General features: G+C 72.1%; 17 protein-coding genes. 6 read left to right on the forward strand and 11 right to left on the reverse strand.

Annotated elements, in window-relative coordinates:
- The first annotated feature begins 63 nt into the window (after nucleotides 1-63).
- From radA to ACSSS0_RS15135, 3 genes are read left to right on the forward strand one after another with little or no spacing between them, the layout of a single operon-like run.
- Nucleotides 64-1,479 (forward strand): DNA repair protein RadA, encoded by a 1,416-nt coding sequence (gene radA, locus ACSSS0_RS15125; RefSeq protein ID WP_487228643.1) that lies wholly within the window; start codon nucleotides 64-66, stop codon nucleotides 1,477-1,479.
- 55 nt (nucleotides 1,480-1,534) lie between these two features.
- Nucleotides 1,535-2,611 (forward strand): DNA integrity scanning diadenylate cyclase DisA, encoded by a 1,077-nt coding sequence (disA, locus tag ACSSS0_RS15130; protein WP_256793399.1) that lies wholly within the window; start codon nucleotides 1,535-1,537, stop codon nucleotides 2,609-2,611.
- A gap of 26 nt (nucleotides 2,612-2,637) precedes the next feature.
- The gene (locus tag ACSSS0_RS15135; RefSeq protein ID WP_487228644.1) at nucleotides 2,638-3,531 is read left to right on the forward strand and encodes an HhH-GPD family protein; all 894 of its coding nucleotides are present in this window, start codon (nucleotides 2,638-2,640) and stop codon (nucleotides 3,529-3,531) included.
- Between the two features lie 253 nt (nucleotides 3,532-3,784).
- On the opposite strand, the gene ACSSS0_RS15140 is transcribed toward ACSSS0_RS15135, so the two are convergent.
- Nucleotides 3,785-4,174 (reverse strand): pyridoxamine 5'-phosphate oxidase family protein, encoded by a 390-nt coding sequence (locus ACSSS0_RS15140; protein ID WP_487228645.1) that lies wholly within the window; start codon nucleotides 4,172-4,174, stop codon nucleotides 3,785-3,787.
- Between the two features lie 178 nt (nucleotides 4,175-4,352).
- On the opposite strand from ACSSS0_RS15140, the gene ACSSS0_RS15145 reads away from it, so the two are divergent.
- The 3 genes from ACSSS0_RS15145 to ACSSS0_RS15155 are packed head-to-tail and all read left to right on the forward strand — an operon-like array spanning nucleotide 4,353 to nucleotide 6,809.
- On the forward strand, nucleotides 4,353-5,072 hold the full coding sequence (locus tag ACSSS0_RS15145) for an ABC transporter permease (RefSeq protein WP_487228646.1): 720 nt from the start codon (nucleotides 4,353-4,355) through the stop codon (nucleotides 5,070-5,072).
- A complete protein-coding gene (locus tag ACSSS0_RS15150; RefSeq protein ID WP_435987113.1) occupies nucleotides 5,065-5,880 on the forward strand; it encodes an ABC transporter permease in 816 nt (271 codons plus the stop codon). Before ACSSS0_RS15145 ends, ACSSS0_RS15150 begins: the two co-directional genes overlap by 8 nt.
- Nucleotides 5,877-6,809 carry an ABC transporter ATP-binding protein gene (locus tag ACSSS0_RS15155; protein ID WP_487228647.1) on the forward strand — a complete coding sequence of 311 codons (933 nt, stop codon included), beginning with the start codon at nucleotides 5,877-5,879 and terminating at the stop codon, nucleotides 6,807-6,809. Before ACSSS0_RS15150 ends, ACSSS0_RS15155 begins: the two co-directional genes overlap by 4 nt.
- A gap of 296 nt (nucleotides 6,810-7,105) precedes the next feature.
- On the opposite strand, the gene ACSSS0_RS15160 is transcribed toward ACSSS0_RS15155, so the two are convergent.
- The 10 genes from ACSSS0_RS15160 to ACSSS0_RS15205 form a co-directional block, all read right to left on the reverse strand.
- The gene (locus ACSSS0_RS15160) at nucleotides 7,106-7,612 is read right to left on the reverse strand and encodes an amino-acid N-acetyltransferase (protein ID WP_435987111.1); all 507 of its coding nucleotides are present in this window, start codon (nucleotides 7,610-7,612) and stop codon (nucleotides 7,106-7,108) included.
- Complete coding sequence (locus ACSSS0_RS15165; RefSeq protein ID WP_487228648.1) at nucleotides 7,609-8,787, reverse strand: LCP family protein; 1,179 nt, start codon at nucleotides 8,785-8,787, stop codon at nucleotides 7,609-7,611. The genes ACSSS0_RS15160 and ACSSS0_RS15165 overlap by 4 nt, the downstream gene beginning before the upstream one ends.
- A gap of 136 nt (nucleotides 8,788-8,923) precedes the next feature.
- Complete coding sequence (locus ACSSS0_RS15170) at nucleotides 8,924-9,211, reverse strand: hypothetical protein (RefSeq protein ID WP_435987109.1); 288 nt, start codon at nucleotides 9,209-9,211, stop codon at nucleotides 8,924-8,926.
- 144 nt (nucleotides 9,212-9,355) lie between these two features.
- Nucleotides 9,356-10,690: an FtsX-like permease family protein gene (locus ACSSS0_RS15175; protein ID WP_487228649.1), complete on the reverse strand. Its 1,335-nt coding sequence runs from the start codon at nucleotides 10,688-10,690 to the stop codon at nucleotides 9,356-9,358.
- Nucleotides 10,687-11,598: an ABC transporter ATP-binding protein gene (locus ACSSS0_RS15180; protein WP_487228650.1), complete on the reverse strand. Its 912-nt coding sequence runs from the start codon at nucleotides 11,596-11,598 to the stop codon at nucleotides 10,687-10,689. The genes ACSSS0_RS15175 and ACSSS0_RS15180 overlap by 4 nt, the downstream gene beginning before the upstream one ends.
- 166 nt (nucleotides 11,599-11,764) lie before the next feature.
- A complete protein-coding gene (locus ACSSS0_RS15185; RefSeq protein ID WP_435987106.1) occupies nucleotides 11,765-14,383 on the reverse strand; it encodes an ATP-dependent Clp protease ATP-binding subunit in 2,619 nt (872 codons plus the stop codon).
- A gap of 275 nt (nucleotides 14,384-14,658) precedes the next feature.
- Nucleotides 14,659-15,579 carry a hypothetical protein gene (locus tag ACSSS0_RS15190; RefSeq protein ID WP_487228651.1) on the reverse strand — a complete coding sequence of 307 codons (921 nt, stop codon included), beginning with the start codon at nucleotides 15,577-15,579 and terminating at the stop codon, nucleotides 14,659-14,661.
- A 251-nt stretch (nucleotides 15,580-15,830) separates the two neighbouring features.
- Entirely contained in the window at nucleotides 15,831-16,316 is a 486-nt protein-coding gene (locus ACSSS0_RS15195) for a nucleoside deaminase (RefSeq protein WP_487228652.1), read from the reverse strand.
- Nucleotides 16,313-17,065 carry an SAM-dependent methyltransferase gene (locus tag ACSSS0_RS15200; protein ID WP_487228653.1) on the reverse strand — a complete coding sequence of 251 codons (753 nt, stop codon included), beginning with the start codon at nucleotides 17,063-17,065 and terminating at the stop codon, nucleotides 16,313-16,315. The genes ACSSS0_RS15195 and ACSSS0_RS15200 overlap by 4 nt, the downstream gene beginning before the upstream one ends.
- 106 nt (nucleotides 17,066-17,171) lie before the next feature.
- Nucleotides 17,172-18,458 (reverse strand): lactate 2-monooxygenase, encoded by a 1,287-nt coding sequence (locus ACSSS0_RS15205; RefSeq protein ID WP_487228654.1) that lies wholly within the window; start codon nucleotides 18,456-18,458, stop codon nucleotides 17,172-17,174.
- Nucleotides 18,459-18,562: the final 104 nt, after the last annotated feature.

Below are 18,562 nucleotides of genomic sequence, written 5' to 3' on the forward strand. Positions count from 1 at the left end.
TTTCTCACGGCGCCACGGCCACCCCTCACGAGTGCTGTCGCACCCCGGCCGTACGGTCGTGCCATGGCTACGAGGACGACGACCCGGCGCACGCCCGGCTTCCGCTGCGGTGAGTGCGGGTGGACCACCGCGAAGTGGGTCGGACGCTGCGGCGAGTGCCAGGCGTGGGGCACGGTGGCCGAGACGGGCGCGCCCACGGCTGCCCGCACCACCGCGGCCTCCGTCGTCACCCCCGCGCTGCGCATCGCCGACGTCGACGTGACTCGTGCGGCCGCCCGACCGACCGGCGTGGCGGAGTTCGACCGCGTCCTCGGCGGCGGTCTCGTGCCCGGTGGCGTCGTCCTCGTCGCGGGTGAGCCCGGCGTCGGCAAGTCGACCCTGCTGCTCGACGTCGCCGCCCGCGCGGCCCGGTCGGGGTCCGAGGTCCTCTACATCAGCGGCGAGGAGTCGGCCGCGCAGGTGCGCACCCGCGCCGAGCGCATCTCGGCGATGGCCGACACGCTCTACCTCGCCGCCGAGACCGACCTCGCGACCGTGCTCGGCCACGTCGAGGCGCGCTCGCCCGGTCTGCTCGTCGTCGACTCGGTCCAGACCATCGCGAGTGCCGACGTCGAGGGCCAGGCCGGCAACGTCTCGCAGGTCCGCGAGGTGGCCGGCGCCCTCATCGCGGCGGCCAAGGCGCGCGGCATCGCCGTGCTCCTCGTCGGCCACGTGACCAAGGACGGCTCGATCGCCGGGCCCCGCGTCCTCGAGCACCTCGTCGACGTCGTCATCCAGTTCGAGGGCGACCGGCACTCGCGCTTGCGTCTCGTGCGCGCCGTCAAGAACCGCTTCGGCCCCACCGACGAGGTCGGCTGCTTCGACCTGTCCGACGTCGGCATCACCGGGCTGGCCGACCCGAGCGGGCTCTTCCTGTCGACGCGCGACCACGCGGTGGCGGGCACCTGCGTCACCGTGACGCTCGAGGGCCGACGGCCGCTCGTCGCCGAGGTGCAGGCGCTTGTCGCACCGTCCACGCTGCCGTCGCCGCGACGCACGTCGAGCGGTCTCGACGCCTCGCGGCTCGCGATGATCATCGCCGTCCTCGACAAGCGGGCCGGGGCGCCGGTCGGGTCACGCGACATCTTCGCGGCCACCGTCGGAGGGGTGCGCATCACCGAGCCCGCCGCCGACCTCGCCATCGTCTGCGCCGTCGCGTCGTCCGTCATCGACAAGCCGCTCGCCAGCGACGTCGTCGCCTTCGGAGAGGTCGGGCTGGCCGGCGAGGTGCGACGCGTCACCGGTCTCGACCGCCGTCTCGCCGAGGCGGCCCGGCTCGGTTTCCGCCATGCCCTCGTGCCTGCGGGCAGCGTCTCCGACTCCTCCGTGCCCGCCGGGATCCGCGCCGTCGAGGTCGCCGACGTCCCGCGGGCCATCGAGGCGATGGGACGCCTCGCCGGTGGACGGTCAACGAGCGCCCCGGCCGTCGGCACCGTCTAGACTGCGATCGACCGGGGTGGACGCGCTCGGCGCCCCCATTGCGAACAGGGAAGTGATGGACCGGAACGACGAGCTGCTGCTGCGTGCGGCCCTCGCCGCCGTGGCACCCGGAACGGAGCTGCGCGACAGCCTCGAACGCATCCTCCGTGGACGCACCGGAGCCCTCATCGTGCTCGGCTTCGACCGCGTCGTCGACTCGATCTGCACCGGCGGCTTCGTGCTCGACATGGAGTTCTCGGCGACGCGCGTGCGCGAGCTCTGCAAGATGGACGGCGCCGTCGTGCTCGACCGTGAGGGCACCCGCATCCTGCGCGCCGCGACCCAGCTCGTGCCCGACTCCCGCATCGAGACCACCGAGTCCGGCACCCGCCACCGCACGGCCGAGCGGGTCGCCAAGCAGACCGGCTTCCCGGTCATCTCCGTCAGCCAGTCGATGGGCGTCGTCGCGCTCTACGTCGGCGACCTCCGGCACGTCATCGAGGGCTCGCCCACGACCCTCTCGCGCGCCGACCAGGCCCTGCAGACCCTCGAGCGCTACAAGGCCCGCCTCGACGAGGTCACCGGCACCCTGTCCGCGCTCGAGATCGAGGACCTCGTCACCATCCGCGACGTCACGGCGGTTCTTCAGCGCCTCGAGATGGTGCGGCGCATCTCGGCCGAGATCCAGGACTACGTCGTCGAGCTCGGCACCGACGGCCGCCTCCTGAGCCTTCAGCTCGAGGAGCTCGTCGGCGGCCTCGGCAACGACCGCGAGCTCGTGATCCGGGACTACCTCCCGGCGACGAAGTCGGGGCTCACCCTCGGTGACGCGCTCGCCAACCTCCAGGCCCTCAACTCCGTCGAGCTGCTCGACCTCGCCGCGGGTGCCCGCGCCGTCGGCTTCTCGGTCGTCGGCGACAGTCTCGATGCCCCCGTGTCTCCGCAGGGCTACCGCCTCCTGACCAAGGTGCCGCGACTGCCCACCGCGATCGTCGACCGCCTCGTGTCGCACTTCGAGTCGCTCCAGCGCCTGCTCGCCGCCGGCATCGAGGACCTCATGCTCGTCGAGGGCGTCGGCGAGGGTCGCGCCCGCGCCGTGCGCGAGGGCCTGTCGCGGCTCGCCGAGTCGAGCATCCTCGAGCGCTACGTCTGACCGGCTCCGCCGCCGTCTCCTGCCGTATGCCGTCTGCCGAGGTCCCGCTGTCGCTGCTCCACGAGCGCGTCAACGCCTGGTACGCCGAGGCCGGGCGCAAGGAGCTGCCGTGGCGGGCACCCGACGCCAGCCCCTGGGGTGTCTTCCTCTCCGAGGTGATGTCGCAGCAGACCCCGCTGGCCCGGGTCGAGCCGATCTGGCGCGAGTGGATGGAGCGGTGGCCGACCCCGGCCGACCTCGCGGCCGCTGCACCGGGAGACGCGGTGCGCGCCTGGGGACGGCTCGGCTACCCCCGGCGGGCGCTGCGGCTGCACGAGGCGGCACGCGTCATGGTCGAGCGTCACGGCGGCGAGGTGCCGGACACCCCCGGGGGGCTGCTGGCGCTGCCGGGGGTCGGCGCCTACACGGCTGCGGCGGTGTCGTGCTTCGCCTTCGGCATCCCCGAGGTCGTCGTCGACACCAACGTCCGGCGCGTGCTGGCCCGCACCGTCGAGGGCAAGGCCTCCCCGAACCTCACGCTCAACCGGGCCGAGGCTCGGCTCGCCGCCGACTCGATGCCGACCGACGAGGCGACGGCGAACACGTGGAACGTCGCCGTCATGGAGCTCGGAGCCCTCGTCTGCGTCGCCCGGGGTCCGCGCTGCGACGAGTGCCCGGTCGCCGACCTGTGCGCCTGGAACCTGGCCGGTCGGCCCGCCTACGACGGACCGCCACGGCGGGGCCAGTCCTGGCACGGCACCGACCGTCAGGTCCGCGGTGAGCTCCTCCGCCGGCTGCGCGAGGCCCACGCGGCACTGCCGCTCACGCGTCTCGAGGACTCCGCAGACGACCGGGACCAGGTCATGCGGTGCCTCGACTCGCTCGTCGCCGACGGACTCGTGGAGCCCTTGTCGCGCAAGCGGTTCCGCCTCCCCGCCTGACCACCGTCCCCGCCTGACCACCGTCCCCGTCCCCGTCGAGTGAGCGCGCAACCCCACTCGCGTGAGCGCGCAACCCCACTCGAGTGGTCCCTCCGTCCCACGGGCCCCACCCGTCGATGCCTTCCCATCGTCGAGTGGCCCCGTGTCCCCGGCACGGATGTGACGTGTGTGACCCAGCGGCCACTCGAACGGCACGGGGCGCTCACTGGACTGGGGTGGGGCGCTCGCTCGTGTGGGGCGGGGCGCGCTTGGGTCAGACGTTGCCGAGGACGGATCGCACGTCGATGGCGATCACCACGCGCTCGGGGTTGGGGCGAGGCTCGCGGTAGCGGGCGGCATACCTCTGCTCGGCGTCGGCGACCGAGGCCGGGTCGTCGAGGACGCGGGCGGTGCCCTGGAGCGAGAGCCAGTGGCGCCCGTCGACCTGGCACAGCACGGCCGCGCACCCGGCGAGCGCGTTGCGGGCCTTGCGGCTGCCGCGGCTCGTGATGACGCGCGCGACCGACGTCGCCGGGTCCCACGTGAAGCCGACCGGCACGACGTGGGGCGAGCCGTCGGGTCGGAGCGTCGTCAACGTCGCGAGGTGACGCACCGACATGAACTCGAGGGCCTCGGGCGAGAGGTCGCGGGGAAGGGTAGCCACCTGCGACAGACTACGAGAGCCCGGCATGTCGCCACGCATCCCGTTGATCGTGGGCCGGCTCGTCGGTAGCGTGACCCCTTGTGCCTGCCCTCGTCCGTGCGTCGTGAAGACCTTCTGGCTGCTCGTCCGAGCCGGCTTCAGGAGGCACTCGACGTACCGGTTGGCCCTTCTCGCGGGGATGACGACGAACTCCGTCTTCGGCTTCATCCGCGCCTCGATCCTGCTAGCGGCGCTGGCGTCGGCCGGCACGGCCATCGGCGGCTACGACGCCCCGACGACCATCGCGTTCGTCTGGTGGGGCCAGGCGCTGCTCGGCACGGTCAACCTCTGGGGCTTCGCCGAGGTCAAGGACCGAGTGCGCACCGGTGACATCGCGGTCGACTTCCTGAGGCCGGTCGACCCGCAGCTTGCCTATCTCGCAGGCGATCTCGGGCGCGCAGGCATCAACCTCGTCGGCCGCGGGGTCCCCGCGCTGCTGCTCGGTGCCCTCCTCTTCGACATGGCGTGGCCGCCCTCGCCCCTCAGCTGGGCTGCGGGGGCCGTGTCGGTCGTCCTCGCCGTGGTCGTCGCCTTCTCCGGGAACTTCGTCATCAACCTGCTCGCGTTCTGGCTCGTCGAGATCCGGGGCATCACGCTGCTGTGGATGATCACCGGCGGCCTGCTCTGCGGTCTCTACCTGCCCGTGCCGTGGTTCCCGGACTGGCTGCGGACCATCGCCAACTGGTCGCCCTTCCCGTCGATGCTGCAGAACCCCATCGACATCCTCGCCGGACGCGTCGTCGGTGCCGACATCGCGTCGGCCGTCGGGGTGCAGGTCTTCTGGGCCGCTGCGCTGCTCGTCCTCGGCCAGGTCGTGCTGCGCGCCGGCCGCCGTCGTCTGGAGGTGCAGGGTGGCTGACGTGACCCTCGCCCAGCGGCTGCGCCCCTACCGGGTGCTGCTCGCGTCCAGAGCCCGGGCCCAGATGCAGTACCGCGCATCCTTCGTCACCGACATCCTCGGCACGGTCGGCGTCGGTCTCGCGGAGTTCGCCGAGGTGTGGGTGATCTTCCACAACGTCGACGTGCTCGGCGGTCTCGACTTCACGGCCGCGCTGCTCGTCTTCGCCCTGTCCAACCTCGCGTTCTCGCTCGCCGACATGTTCGTCGGTCACCTCGACCAGCTGCCGCGCTACATCCGGGCCGGCCAGGTCGACGCGTTCTACGTGCGTCCGCTGCCGCTGCTCGCCCAGCTCATGACGAGCGACCTGTCCCTGCGGAGGGTCGGTCGGCTGTCCGTGGCACTGGTCGCCCTCGGCGTCGCCCTGACGACCGCCGACATCGCGTGGTCACCGGCGACCGTGGCGCTCATCGTGCTGACCGTGGTGAGCGGCACCGCGATCTTCTCGGCCCTGTTCACGGCCGCGGGCGGCCTCCAGTTCTTCCTCGTCGACGGTGCGGAGTTCACCAACGCCTTCACCTATGGCGGGTCCTACAGCGCCCAGCAGAGCCAGCAGGTCTTCCCCGACCCGCTCCGGATCTTCTGGACGTTCGTCGTGCCGACGGCCTTCGTCGCCTACATCCCGGCCGTCGCGATCCTCGACCTGAAGGACCCCCTCGCACCCACCTGGCTCGCGTGGCTCACCCCCGTGGCCGGGCTGCTGGCCTGGGGCATCGCCGCGACGTGCTGGCGACTCGGCACCCGTCACTACCAAGGAGCAGGCGGATGAGCATCATCGAGACGCGCGACCTCGTGCGCGACTTCAAGAAGACGCGGGCCGTCGACCGGATGACCTTCTCGGTCGAGCCCGGCGAGGCGGTCGGCTACATCGGGGCCAACGGCGCCGGCAAGTCGACGACGATCAAGATGCTGACCGGCATCCTCAAGCCGACCTCCGGTCACGTGCGCACGTGCGGGCTAGACCCGATGCGCCAGCGGGTCGAGGTCGCACGCCGCGTCGGCGTCGTCTTCGGCCAGCGCTCGCAGCTGTGGTGGGACCTGCCGCTCCGCGACTCCTTCGCGATCCTCGGGGCGATCCACCGGATGGACGAGGCGGCGACGAGGGCGCGCACCGAGCTGCTCGTCGAGCAGCTCGAGATGGGTCCGCAGCTCGGCACGGCGGTGCGGTCGCTGTCGCTCGGCCAGCGGATGCGCGCCGAGATCGCCGCGGCGCTGCTGCACTCGCCGGAGCTGCTCGTGCTCGACGAGCCGACGATCGGCCTCGACGTCCTCTCGAAGCAGCGGCTGCGGGAGTTCCTCGTCGCCGAGCGTCGCGAGCAGGGCACGACGCTGCTCCTCACGACGCACGACATGGGCGACATCGAGCGGCTCTGCGACCGGGTCCTCGTCGTCGACCACGGCCGGCTCGCCTTCGACGGCACGCTCATCGGTCTCGCCGGCACGGTCGGCGCGCAGCGCATCCTCGTCATCGACCTCGCGCAGCCGACGCCCGACCTCAGCGGCGTCCCGGGAGCGACCCTCGTCGAGAGCGAGTCCGAGGGCCTGCGCCAGCGGCTCTCCTTCGACGCCGAGGCGACGACGGTCGCGGCCGTGCTCGCCCACGTCTCGTCGCGCCACGAGGTGCGCGACCTGACGATCGAGGAGCCCGACATCGAGCACGTCGTGCGGCGCATCTACGCCGCCTCCGGCCGAGCCTGACGCGCCCACTCCCTCCGCCGTCGAGTGGCCCCGTGACCTCACGCGCCCCAGGGCGTATGCCGTCCCCCCCGTCGAGTGGCCCCGTGACCTCACGAGTCACCCGGCCGTATGCGGTCCCTGCTCGTCGAGTGGCCCCGTGACCTCAGGTTCCACGTCCTTCGTGTGACGGGTGGGGCGGGGTGGCCACTCGAGTGAGGTGGTCGCGTCCCGGCAGGGTGCTCGAGCGCCGCTCCGACCGTCGAAAGGCCACGAACCGGGACCCGGTTCGTGGCCTTTCGACGGTTCAGGGGGCGGGGTCAGAGGGTGCGGAGCATCCGGGTGTTGCCGAGGGTGTTGGGCTTGACGCGCTCGAGGTCGAGGAACTCGGCGACGCCCTCGTCGTAGGAGCGCAGCAGCTCGGCGTAGACGTCCATCGGGACGGCCTGGCCCTCGATGACCTCGAAGCCGTGCCGGACGAAGAAGTCCGTCTCGAAGGTCAGGCAGAAGAGCCGCTCGACGCCGATCTCGCGCGCGTCCTCGACGAGCGCCTCGAGCAGGCGCCCTCCGAGGCCGGTCCCGAGCTGGTCGGGCGCCACGGCGAGGGTGCGGATCTCGGCGAGGTCCTCCCACATGACGTGGAGGGCGCCGCAGCCGACGACGCGTCCGTCGAGGTCGGCGACGCGGAACTCCTGGAGGCTCTCGAAGTAGGTCACCGCCTCCTTGCTGACGAGCACCCGCCGCTCGGCCAGCGGCGCCACGAGGGCCCGGATGGCGCGGACGTCGGAGGTGCGCGCCCGCCGGATGACGGGCGTCCCGCCGCTCACGAGAGGTTCCCGTCGCGGAACTCGGCGAAGAGGCCACGGGCCTGCCTGCCGAGGACGACGATCGACTGCTGGCCCGCCCAGCCGAACGCCCCCTGGGCGACACCCCGGCCGACCTTGAGCGGGCTCAGCTGGTGCAGGCCCGCGGTGAAGGTGAGGATCTGCTCGGCTGAGAGGTTGCTCCGACCGACCTTGCTGAAGCTCGACAGCGCCGACGGGATGGCGATCGGCCCGGCGAGCTTGGCCTTGATCGCGGCGGCGAGGATGACCTCGCCCTGGTGGCGTGACCTGCCGAAGTCACCGTCGGGCAGGGTCTTGCGCTCCCGGGCGTAGGCGAGGGCCTCGGCACCGGACAGGGTCTGGGCGCCGGCCTTGATGACGAGGTTCTTGGCGTGCGAGGCGACGACGGTCTTGGGGATGACGATGGGGATCCCGCCCTGGTCGTCGACGATCTTCTTGAAACCGCTGAACCCGAGCACGACATAGCCCTCGACGGGCAACCCGGTCACGGACCTGACGGTGCTCACCTGGGCGCGGGGGCCGCCGAACACCATGGCGGAGTTGATCTTGCCCTTGCCGCCGGTCGACAGCGGGACCCACAGGTCGCGGGCCATGCCCATGACGCCGCCGCCACCCGACCCGTCGATGCCGATGACCTGGAGCACGTCGGCGCGGGTGCCCTCGAGGGGCTGTCCCTTGCGGGCGTCCGACCCGATGGCGAGGACCCAGCGCGGGCCACCGCCGAGGCTCGGTTTCGCGACGCCGAGCGACGGCCACCAGCCACCCACGACCTTCCACGTCGGCCCGACGGCGAGCGTCACGTCGTCGCCTGCGGTGACGACGGCGACGGGCGTGCCCATCCACGACCCGACCTTCGCCGTGGCGTCGACGGGTCCCGCCGCCTTGGTGCGCGCCTGGAGCGCAGCCGCGGCGGAGGGGGAGGACGTCTGCGTGAGGTCGCCTCCGGCATACACCGTCCCGACGAGCGCGGCGAGCGGTGCCGGCGCCCCCGTGACCCGGACCCCGTCCGTCGGGGAGACCGATCCAGCACTGCCGGAGGTGGCTGAACCCGACGGCGAGCCGGACGGCGTCGGTGCCTCGGACGTGCAGGCACCGAGGGCCGCCACCACGAGCACTGCGGCCGTGGCGGAGCGGGTGCGCGGGCTGCCGAGGATCACGCTGCAACCCTAGAGGACCGGTCGTGCGGCCAACCGGACGCCCGGCAGGTGGTCCGGGTGGCGCAGCAGAGCAGCCCCGACGCTCGCGCGTCGGGGCTGCTCGTCGTCCACGGGCCGGGCAGGTCGCCCGCCCGCGTCAGCGGTACTGGATGTCGTGCAGGCGGATGTTCGTGCACTGCATGGTGATGGACTTATCGACGTACCAGGGCGCCTGGTCCTCCCAGCGCGACCAGCGCAGTCCGTCGGGGCAGGCCACGACGATGCGGTACTGGGTGCCCGGGGCGCTCGGGTAGCAGTGGACGGTGACGGAGTTGCCGCCCTGGACGACGACGCAGTCGCCGGCGGAGGCGCTCGTCGGAGTGGCGACCGCGAGTCCGGCCGCGGCGACGCCGGCGCAGGCCAGCGAGATGAGCATCTTCTTCACAAAGTTCCCCTATCTGTGTGAGTGGCCGGCGTGGTGCCGGCCGCGCGTGCCCGAGGTGACCGAGCAGCGCTACGACGGCAGCATGTTCGATGCGGTCTCGCTCCTGCTCGGTTCTGCACCTTCCTGCAACGGCCGCGTCCAGGGTCAGGACGACACCCGGGCCGCCGTCCGGACGAGGGACCGCGAGGCGAGCACCGAGGCGAGCACGACGGCGCCGGCGACGGCCGACGTGACGACGAATCGCACGACGAGGCCGCTGTCGAGGGCGCTCGTGAACGGCAGCATGAGCACGAGGACGAAGCCCGCAGCCAGGGCGATCGTCATCGTCAGCGGCAAGGCCACCTCGAGCGCGCGGGCCCGGTGCAGCGACCGCTCGCTCGTGCCCGCGAGGGCCAGGGAGCGGTACTGCTCCCGCTGGTCGAGCACCCGAGCGGCCTGGACGACACCGGTCGACGTCGCGCCCACGATGGTGATGATGAGGAGGGTGACGAGGGCGCCCGTGCCGAGGTCGTCGGCGAGGTAGCGCTCGAGCGGGGTCGTCGGGTCCTCGACCTGCGCGAGGCTCGTGAAGCCCACGACGACGACGGCCAGGCCGAGGGCGCCCACCGCTCGCCACGTGCTCTTCGGGTCGTCGGCGATGCGCCGAGCCGCCAGCAGCGTCGCGGCGGTCGGGGCCAGCCGGGCCGCGACGCGGCCGGCGACCATGACGACCCAGGGCCCGACCGCGTTGACGGCGAGGATCATGGCGCCGAGCACGAGCACGATCGTCATCCGCTGCGGCTCCTTCATCGGGGTGATGACGAGGACCCACGCGGCGCCGGCGGCCAGCGCGACGAGCACCCGCAGGACGCTGAGGCGCTTCGGGCTCGTGCGGGCCGCGACACCGAGCGGGCTGATCGCCACCCGCGCGAGGCTCGACGCCCCGGACACGACCGCCACGACGACGACGGCGCTTACCACGGCGAGCGTCTGCCACAGCGGGAGCACGAGCTCGCTCAGCTCGAACGGGCGGCCCTGGAAGCTGAGCCGGGCCACGAGGGGCAGCGCCGCGAGGTAGACGACGACACCGGTCAGCGCGCCGACGACGGCCTGGGCCGCCGCCTCGGCCAGGGTCATGAGGGTGACCTGCCCCGACGTGGCCCCGGCGAGCCGCAGCGCGGCCAGACGCTGGTCGCGCCGCGCGATGGCGAGACGCGCCGCGACCCCGCCGAGGGTGAGGATCGGGATGACCATGCAGGTCGTCGCGATCCAGGCGAGCGTCACGTAGAGGTTGCCGAGCGCCGCTTCTTCGGTCAGCCGACCCTCGAGCCCTCCGGGCGGCAGCGGGTTGCGTGCCTCGAACGCGCGCAGCCCGCCGACGCAGACGAGCAGCGCCGCCGTCGCCACGGCGAACGAGACGACCGCGAGGATCCCGGGCACCCGGTTGTCCGCGGCGCCCGCGCGACGCAGGCGCCACCACAGCTCCGTCGCGGACCTCACCGGACCACCGCCGTGGGTGCCTGCACCGGGCCGGCGTGGCGCTGGTCGGCCGCGGCGTCGGCTTCGGCGCCGACGTCGGCGACGGCGTCGGCGCCGGCCGCGATCCGGCCGTCGCGGACCCGGACGATGCCGTGGCACCACCGGGCGACGTTCTCGTCGTGGGTCACGACGACGAGCGAGGCGCCGGTGTGGGCCGCGAGCTGCGTGAGGTGGTGCATCACCTCGGCGCTCGTCGTCTGGTCGAGCGCACCGGTCGGCTCGTCGGCGAAGACGACACCGGGGCGGGCCACGAGCGCGCGGGCGATGGCGACGCGCTGCGCCTGGCCGCCCGAGAGCTCACCGGGACGGCGCTTCTCCAGCCCCGACAGGCCGAGCGGGGGGAAGAGCGTGGCTGCCCGAGCCGTCGCCTCCGAGCGCCTGACGCCCCCGAGCATGAGCGGCAGGGCGACGTTCTCGATGGCCGGCAGCTCCGGCAGCAGCATGCCCTGCTGGAAGACGAAGCCGAAGTCCTCACGACGCAGCACGGTGCGCTCGCGGTCCGACATCCGCGCGATGTCCCGGCCGCGCCACAGCACCTGGCCGCCGGTGGGTCGCAGGATGCCGGCGAGGACGTGCAGCAGCGTCGTCTTGCCCGAGCCCGACGGGCCCATGACGGCGAGGCTCTCGCCGCCGCGGATCGTCAGGTCGACGCCGCCGAGGGCGGGAGGCCCGGCGGACGCCCCGGAGCGGCCGTAGGTCATGACGAGGTCCCGGGCGACGAGGTCGCGCGCCGGGTCGGCCGACGCCGCACGCGGCGGACGCGTGGGAGCGCCGGCGGCAACCGGGGCGACGGGCGCGGCGGGGGAGGCGGGGGAGGCGCGGCGCTCAGGCGCGCCGGCCGGCATACGGGCTGGGTCGTAGTAGCTCATGGACCCACCCTCGCCGCGGCGGGCCGGGTCCCACATCGGGCCGTGGTCGCCTCCCGGGGTGGACGGCATACGACCCCGGTATGACGCCGGGGACGAGGGTGTACGACGAAGGGGCCGGGGACGTGATGTCCCCGGCCCCTTCGGCCGTGCTGGTGGATCGCTGGGGTCAGCGCTCCGTGCCGGTCAGCCCCGCGTCGGGGTAGACCTGGTCGTCGGGCACGGGCGGTCCGGCCGTGATGTTGACCCCGAGCGCCTCGTCGAGGGCCGCGCCCTCGGGAAGCTCCGGGAGGTCGTCGGCCGGGCGGCGTGCGGCGTCCGGGTGGGCCATGTCGGAGAAGGTGAACTTCTCCTCCTTGCCCTCGCCCTCCGTGTCGATCCGGATGTACTGGCCGGAGCCGAACTCGGCGAAGAGGATCTTCTCGGACAGGGCGTCCTCGATCTCGCGCTGGATGGTGCGGCGCAGCGGGCGCGCACCGAGCACGGGGTCGTAGCCCTTCTTGGCGAGCAGGTCCTTGGCCGCGGGCGTGAGCTCGATGCCCATGTCCTTGTCCTTGAGCCGCTTGTCGAGCTTGGCGATCTCGAGGTCGACGATCTGCGTGATCTCTGCGCGGTTGAGGTGCGGGAACACGATGGTGTCGTCGACACGGTTGAGGAACTCGGGCCGGAAGTGCTGCTTGAGCTCGTCGGTGACCTTCGCCTTCATCCGCTCGTAGTCCGAACGGCTGTCGGGTCCGGCCGAGAAGCCCATGTTGGCCTTGGAGATGTCCCTCGTGCCGAGGTTGGTCGTCATGATGATGACGGTGTTCTTGAAGTCGACCATCCGACCCTGCGAGTCGGTGAGGCGGCCGTCCTCGAGCACCTGCAGCAGCGAGTTGAAGATCTCCGGGTGGGCCTTCTCGACCTCGTCGAAGAGCACGACGGAGAACGGCTTGCGGCGCACCTTCTCGGTGAGCTGGCCGCCCTCCTCGTAACCGACGTAGCCGGGGGGCGAACCGAAGAGACGGCTCACCGTGTGCTTCTCGGAGTACTCGGACATGTCGAGCTGGATCAGCGCGTCCTCGCTGCCGAAGAGGAACTCGGCGAGCGTCTTGGCGAGCTCGGTCTTACCGACACCGGTGGGGCCGGCGAAGATGAACGAGCCACCGGGGCGGCGCGGGTCCTTGAGGCCTGCACGGGTGCGGCGGATCGCCTGGGACAGCGCCTTGACGGCGTCGTCCATGCCGACGATGCGCTTGTGCAGCTCGTCCTCCATGTGGAGCAGGCGGCTGGACTCCTCCTCGGTCAGCTTGAACACCGGGATGCCGGTGCTCGCAGCCAGGACCTCGGCGATGAGCTCCTCGTCGACCTCGGCCACGACGTCCATGTCGCCCGACTTCCACTGGGCCTCACGGGCGGCCTTCTCCTGGCGCAGGCGCTTCTCGTCGTCGCGGACGCGGGCCGCACGCTCGAAGTCCTGGCCGTCGATGGCCGACTCCTTCTCGCGCACGAGCGCGGCGATCTTCTCGTCGAACTCACGCAGGTCCGGCGGAGCCGTCATCCGGCGGATGCGCAGTCGCGCGCCGGCCTCGTCGATGAGGTCGATGGCCTTGTCGGGCAGGAAGCGGTCGTTGACGTAGCGGTCGGCCATGTTGGCGGCCGCGACGAGCGCGCCGTCGGTGATCGTCACGCGGTGGTGGGCCTCGTAGCGGTCACGCAGACCCTTGAGGATCTCGATGGCGTGCGGCAGCGTCGGCTCCTGCACCTGGATCGGCTGGAAGCGCCGCTCGAGGGCCGAGTCCTTCTCGATGTGCTTGCGGTACTCGTCGAGCGTCGTCGCACCGATCGTCTGCAGCTCGCCACGGGCGAGCATCGGCTTGAGGATCGACGCGGCGTCGATGGCGCCCTCGGCGGCACCCGCACCGACGAGCGTGTGGATCTCGTCGATGAAGATGATGATGTCGCCGCGGGTGCGGATCTCCTTGAGGACCTTCTTGAGCCGCTCCTCGAAGTCACCGCGGTAGCGGCTGCCGGCCACGAGCGAGCCGAGGTCGAGGGTGTAGAGCTGCTTGTCCTTGAGCGTCTCGGGCACCTCGCCCTTGACGATGTCCTGGGCGAGACCCTCGACGACGGCGGTCTTGCCGACGCCGGGCTCGCCGATGAGGACGGGGTTGTTCTTGGTGCGGCGGCTCAGCACCTGCATGACCCGCTCGATCTCCTTCTCACGTCCGATGACCGGGTCGAGCTTGCCCTCGCGGGCAGCCTGCGTGAGGTTGCGACCGAACTGGTCGAGCACGAGGGAGCCCGCGGGCGTCCCCTCGGCCTGGCTCTGGCCGACACCGGCGCCGGCCTTCTCGCCGCTCTGCCCGCCCTGGTAGCCGGAGAGCAGCTGGATGACCTGCTGACGGACCTTGTTGAGCTCCGCGCCGAGCTTGACGAGGACCTGGGCGGCGACGCCCTCACCCTCGCGGATCAGGCCGAGCAGGATGTGCTCGGTGCCGATGTAGCTGTGGCCGAGCTGGAGAGCCTCGCGGAGCGAGTACTCGAGGACCTTCTTCGCGCGGGGCGTGAAGGGGATGTGGCCGGTCGGGGCCTGCTGCCCCTGGCCGATGATCTCCTGGACCTGGGCCCGGACCGCTTCGAGCGAGATGTCGAGCGATTCGAGGGCCTTCGCGGCGACGCCTTCGCCTTCGTGGATCAGACCCAGGAGGATGTGCTCGGTCCCGATGTAGTTGTGGTTGAGCAGGCGAGCTTCCTCCTGCGCGAGGACAACCACCCTTCGGGCCCTGTCGGTGAACCGTTCGAACATGTTCTTCTCCTGACTGATCGAGAGACATCTCGATGCTATCCGTGCCCGCTGTGGACGAGCACACCCCGACCAACGCCGGCGGTGTCCCTCCTGTTCCCCATCCTGAGCGTGATCGGCTCAGGTTCGGCCGCTGTTCGCCGTGAGCGGACAGATGCCGTGAGGCGTGTCGTGGTCCTTGCGTATGCCGTGTCGTACCCGTCCAGTGTCCGCCCGCACTGTTGCGGGCGCGTTTCGCACCCGTGTCGGGCGGGTCCCCGAGGCCGGGTCAGGCCGGGTCAGGCCGGGACGGCGAGGTCGCCGGGTCTGCTCGGGAAGTGTCGGCGCCAGTCGTCGCGCATCCGCGGCACGGCCATCCCGGCCGCGCGCATGGCCTTGGTGATGCGCGCGAGCGTCGCGGCCGGTGTCGAGTAGAGGTCGCGCGACACGATGACGAGCCGGCGGATCCGCTCGTCGTCGAGGGTCTCGTCGCGACCGATGTCACCGAGCCACTGCTCGTCCGACTCGGCGTGCTGTCGGCCGTCGTACTCGATGATGAGCGGGAACGGCAGGTAGGCGAGGTCGTAGCGCCGCAGCAGCGTGCCGGCCTCGTCGTGCACCCGGTGGTCCACCTCTGGCTCGGGAAGTCCGGCGAGGACGATGAGCAGCCGCAGTCGGGTCTCCATCGGCGAGTCGACGCCCGCCCGGACGAGCGCCGCTGCACGACGGGCCAAACGGGAGAACGGGCCCCGATGGTCGCGGGTCGCCGACACGAGCTGCTCGGGTGACGTGCGCTTCCGTCGCACGAGCGAGTCCCCGAGGACGACGAGGTCGACGAGCGCCAGGCAGTGGGCGAGGTCGAGGAAGGTCTGCACTGGTGACGTCATCCGGATCCCGCGCCACGGCACGACCTGCTGCACCACCTTCGCCCGGTGGCCGGCGAGGCCTTCCCCCCTGACCCGGTGACGCCGGGAGGTGACGTGGACGTCGGGATCGTCGGGCACCACGGCACCGAGCAGCCGGGCAGCCGTTTGGTGTGAGACATAGCTGCCCGGCTCGGCCACCTTCAGGGCGGCCTCGGCCAGCTCGATGTCCCCGACCGGGCTCCGGCGCCTGACGTAGACCCCGTGGAAGAGCGGGCGGTAGTCGCGGCGCAGCCGGCCGTCCGTCAGGTGCCTCGCCTCGGACCGGAGAAACGGCCGTCCCTCGTTCAGGGTCATGGCCCGACCATCTCCCAGGAGCCGGGGCCCCTGCTCGCGCTCTCCACAGCCCCAACGGTTTGAGGGCCGCGGCCCCTGAAGGTGCGGGTCTTGGGTCCTATCCCGACGGTTTGAGGGCCGCGGCCCCCGAAAGTGCGGGTTTCGGGCCCTAACCCGACGGTTTGAGGGCCGCGGCCCCCGAAAGTGCGGGCGGGTTGGGGCGGGCGGGGTGGTTTGGGTTGGTGCATCCCGGCGTATGCCGGGTGGCTGGGTCAGGGGTGACGGTGGGCGAAGCGGTCGTGGAGGTCGCGGACCTCGGCCTCGAGCTCGGGGGCCGGACCGTCGACGACCGCGCCCGGCACGACGTCGTGGATCGACAGTGCAGCTACCGGTGACGGGGCCGAGCCCCACGACGACCGCCACGCGGTCAGCTGTGCCGAGCTCACGGCATACGCGATCCGGCCGAGGCCGACCCAGGCGTGCGCGGCCGAGCACATGGGGCAGTGCTCGCCGGAGGTGTAGACGGTGGCGGCGGCCCGCTCCGGCGCGGTCAGGTGGGCGCCTGCCCAGCGGGCGATGGCGAACTCGGGGTGCTGGGTGGCCTCGAGCGCGACGACGTGGTTGTGGTCCTCGAAGAGCACCTTGCCCTCGCCCGACACGAGGACGGAGCCGAACGGCTCGTCCCCCCGCTCCAGGGCCAGACGGGCGAGCTCGACGGCTCGACGCAGGTGCACGAGGTCGGTGGCATCGAGGCTCATGCGACCCTCCCGGTGACGAGCGCGAACGTGACGAACGCGCCGCCGTCGGCCTCGAGCATCCCCTGCACCGGCGAGGTGGCCTGACCCTTGAGCTCCATGACAGCACGTTCCCACAGCAGCCAGTTCGCGCACGCGTCCGGCTGGTTGCGGGCCGTGACGGCCGCGAAGGCGCGGCTGAACTCCCACTGGCTGCGAAGCCAGTCGGCGGTGTGCCACGCGGCGGACTCGGCGCCGACGACGCGGTCGATGTGCTCGGGGATCTCGCCGAGCTCGCGCACCTCGGTCGTGAGGGCGGGTGTCGCGACACCGAGCTGGCCGCCCGGCCTGAGGAACGTCGCGAGGTAAGGCGGGTAGTGGTCGCCGGTACCGAAGTACTCCCACGCGTCGATGCTGACAATGGCGTCGAAGGAGCCGCGGCCGAAGGGGAGCGCGTGCGCGTCGACCCGCACCGCGAGGACGCGGTCGTCGACGCCTTCCTTGCGGAAGACCGCGGCGGCCTCGGTCGGGTCGACCCACAGGTCGGCGGCCACGACGCTGACGCCGTACTCCCTGGCGAGGAAGACCGATGTCGCCCCGAGTCCCGAGCCGAGGTCGAGCACGCGCATGCCCGGGCGCAGGTCGAGGTCGGCGGCGAGGTCCTCGAGCAGCCACAGCGGGTGCGGGCCCATGTCGAGGTCGACGAGCCACTTCGCGTCGTAGCCGTTCGACTTCGGGTAGGCGTCGCGGGTCAGATGGTCGAGGGCTGGCATGACCCGATCCTCCGGGAAGAACCCCGACGGCGTCGACCCGGTTCCAGGCGGCGAGAAGTGGCCTCTCGATGATCGCCCGGCGCCAACACATGGCCTCTCGACGGTGTCAGGGGGCGGGCGCCAGCCGATCGGGGGTGAGGTCGGCGAGCGACGTGCATCCCGTGAGCGCCAGCTGGAGGTCGAGCTCGGCGCGCAGGTTGCGCAGCACCTCCGACACCCCGTCGGCGCCGGCGAGGGCCAGACCGTAGACGTGTGGTCGCCCGATGCCGACGGTCGTCGCGCCCAGGGCGAGCGCGACGAACGCGTCTGCGCCGCAACGGATCCCGCTGTCGAAGATCACCGGCGCATCCGATCCCGCACCGCGCACGGCCCCGACGACGCCGGGGAGGGCGTCGAGGGCGGCCACCGACCGGTCGACCTGGCGACCGCCGTGGTTGGAGACGTAGACGCCGTCGACCCCGGCGTCGACGGCGCGTCGGGCGTCGTCAGGGTGCAGGATCCCCTTGAGCACGATCGGCAGGCTCGTCATGGCCCGCAGTCTCGGCAGGTCGTCCCACGTCAGCGAGGGTCGGCTGAAGACGTCGAGGAACGTCTCGACGGCCGCGCGCGGCTCGGGTGCCGTGAGGTTGTGGCGGGTGTCGCCGGGGTGGTTGCGGCTCATCGACACGAGCGTCGCGACGGCCGCGGGGGTGGGCCGCTGCCGGACCGTCGGCCCGGCGGCCGCAACCCGCTCTCGGACGAGCCGCTGGAAGACGGGGTCCGACGTGTACTGCGCGATGCCCTCGCCGCGGGCGAACGGCAGGTGCCCGAGGTCGAGGTCGCGGGGACGCCACCCGAGGTATGCCGTGTCGAGGGTCACGACGAGTGCGTCGCTGCCGCACGACTCGGCACGGGCGACGAGGCTCTCGACGAGATCGTCGTCGCTGCTCCAGTAGAGCTGGTACCAGTGCCCGGAGCCGGCGAGGGCACGGGCGACGTCCTCCATCGGCACCGACGCCTGCGTGCTCAGGATCTGGGTGACGTGCTGCTCCCGGGCGCCGCGAGCGACGGCGAGGTCGGCCTCGTCGTCGGCCACCGACAGCACCCCGACCGGCGCGACGAGGAAGGGGCTCTCGTGCCGTCGGCCGAAGAGCTCGACGGAGGTGTCACGCTCGGTCGTGTCAACGAGCATCCGGGGCACGACGCGCCACCGGGCGAAGGCCGCGACGTTGGCGTCGGCGCTCGCCTCGGAGCCGGCCGACCCTGCGACGTAGGCGAACCCACGCCTCGACATGACCTTCCGGGCCGCCGCCTCGAGCTGCGTGCCGTTGGTGGGGACCGACGGTCGGCGGCCGAAGGCGCCGGCCCGGTAGATGGCTGACTGTGCGAGGCGCCCGAACGGCTCCTGCGGCATACCGGCTCCTTCGTCGGAGGACGTGGGCCCCCGTCGAGGCCCGGTGTCGTCGACGCAGTCTGCCGCAGGCGGGTGGCGAGGGACAGCGGGAGGGCCGGGTGGTG

This window comes from Terrabacter sp. R4-6 (assembly GCF_057529065.1).

Excerpts from the sequence above, each read along its gene's own strand:
- radA (WP_487228643.1), top strand. The coding sequence starts at position 64 with ATGGCTACGAGGACGACGACCCGGCGCACGCCCGGCTTCCGCTGCGGT.
- disA (WP_256793399.1), top strand. The coding sequence starts at position 1,535 with ATGGACCGGAACGACGAGCTGCTGCTGCGTGCGGCCCTCGCCGCCGTG.
- ACSSS0_RS15135 (WP_487228644.1), top strand. The coding sequence starts at position 2,638 with ATGCCGTCTGCCGAGGTCCCGCTGTCGCTGCTCCACGAGCGCGTCAAC.
- ACSSS0_RS15145 (WP_487228646.1), top strand. The coding sequence starts at position 4,353 with ATGACGACGAACTCCGTCTTCGGCTTCATCCGCGCCTCGATCCTGCTA.
- ACSSS0_RS15155 (WP_487228647.1), top strand. The coding sequence starts at position 5,877 with ATGAGCATCATCGAGACGCGCGACCTCGTGCGCGACTTCAAGAAGACG.
- ACSSS0_RS15180 (WP_487228650.1), bottom strand. The coding sequence starts at position 11,598 with ATGAGCTACTACGACCCAGCCCGTATGCCGGCCGGCGCGCCTGAGCGC.
- ACSSS0_RS15185 (WP_435987106.1), bottom strand. The coding sequence starts at position 14,383 with ATGTTCGAACGGTTCACCGACAGGGCCCGAAGGGTGGTTGTCCTCGCG.
- ACSSS0_RS15190 (WP_487228651.1), bottom strand. The coding sequence starts at position 15,579 with ATGACCCTGAACGAGGGACGGCCGTTTCTCCGGTCCGAGGCGAGGCAC.
- ACSSS0_RS15195 (WP_487228652.1), bottom strand. The coding sequence starts at position 16,316 with ATGAGCCTCGATGCCACCGACCTCGTGCACCTGCGTCGAGCCGTCGAG.
- ACSSS0_RS15200 (WP_487228653.1), bottom strand. The coding sequence starts at position 17,065 with ATGCCAGCCCTCGACCATCTGACCCGCGACGCCTACCCGAAGTCGAAC.
- ACSSS0_RS15205 (WP_487228654.1), bottom strand. The coding sequence starts at position 18,458 with ATGCCGCAGGAGCCGTTCGGGCGCCTCGCACAGTCAGCCATCTACCGG.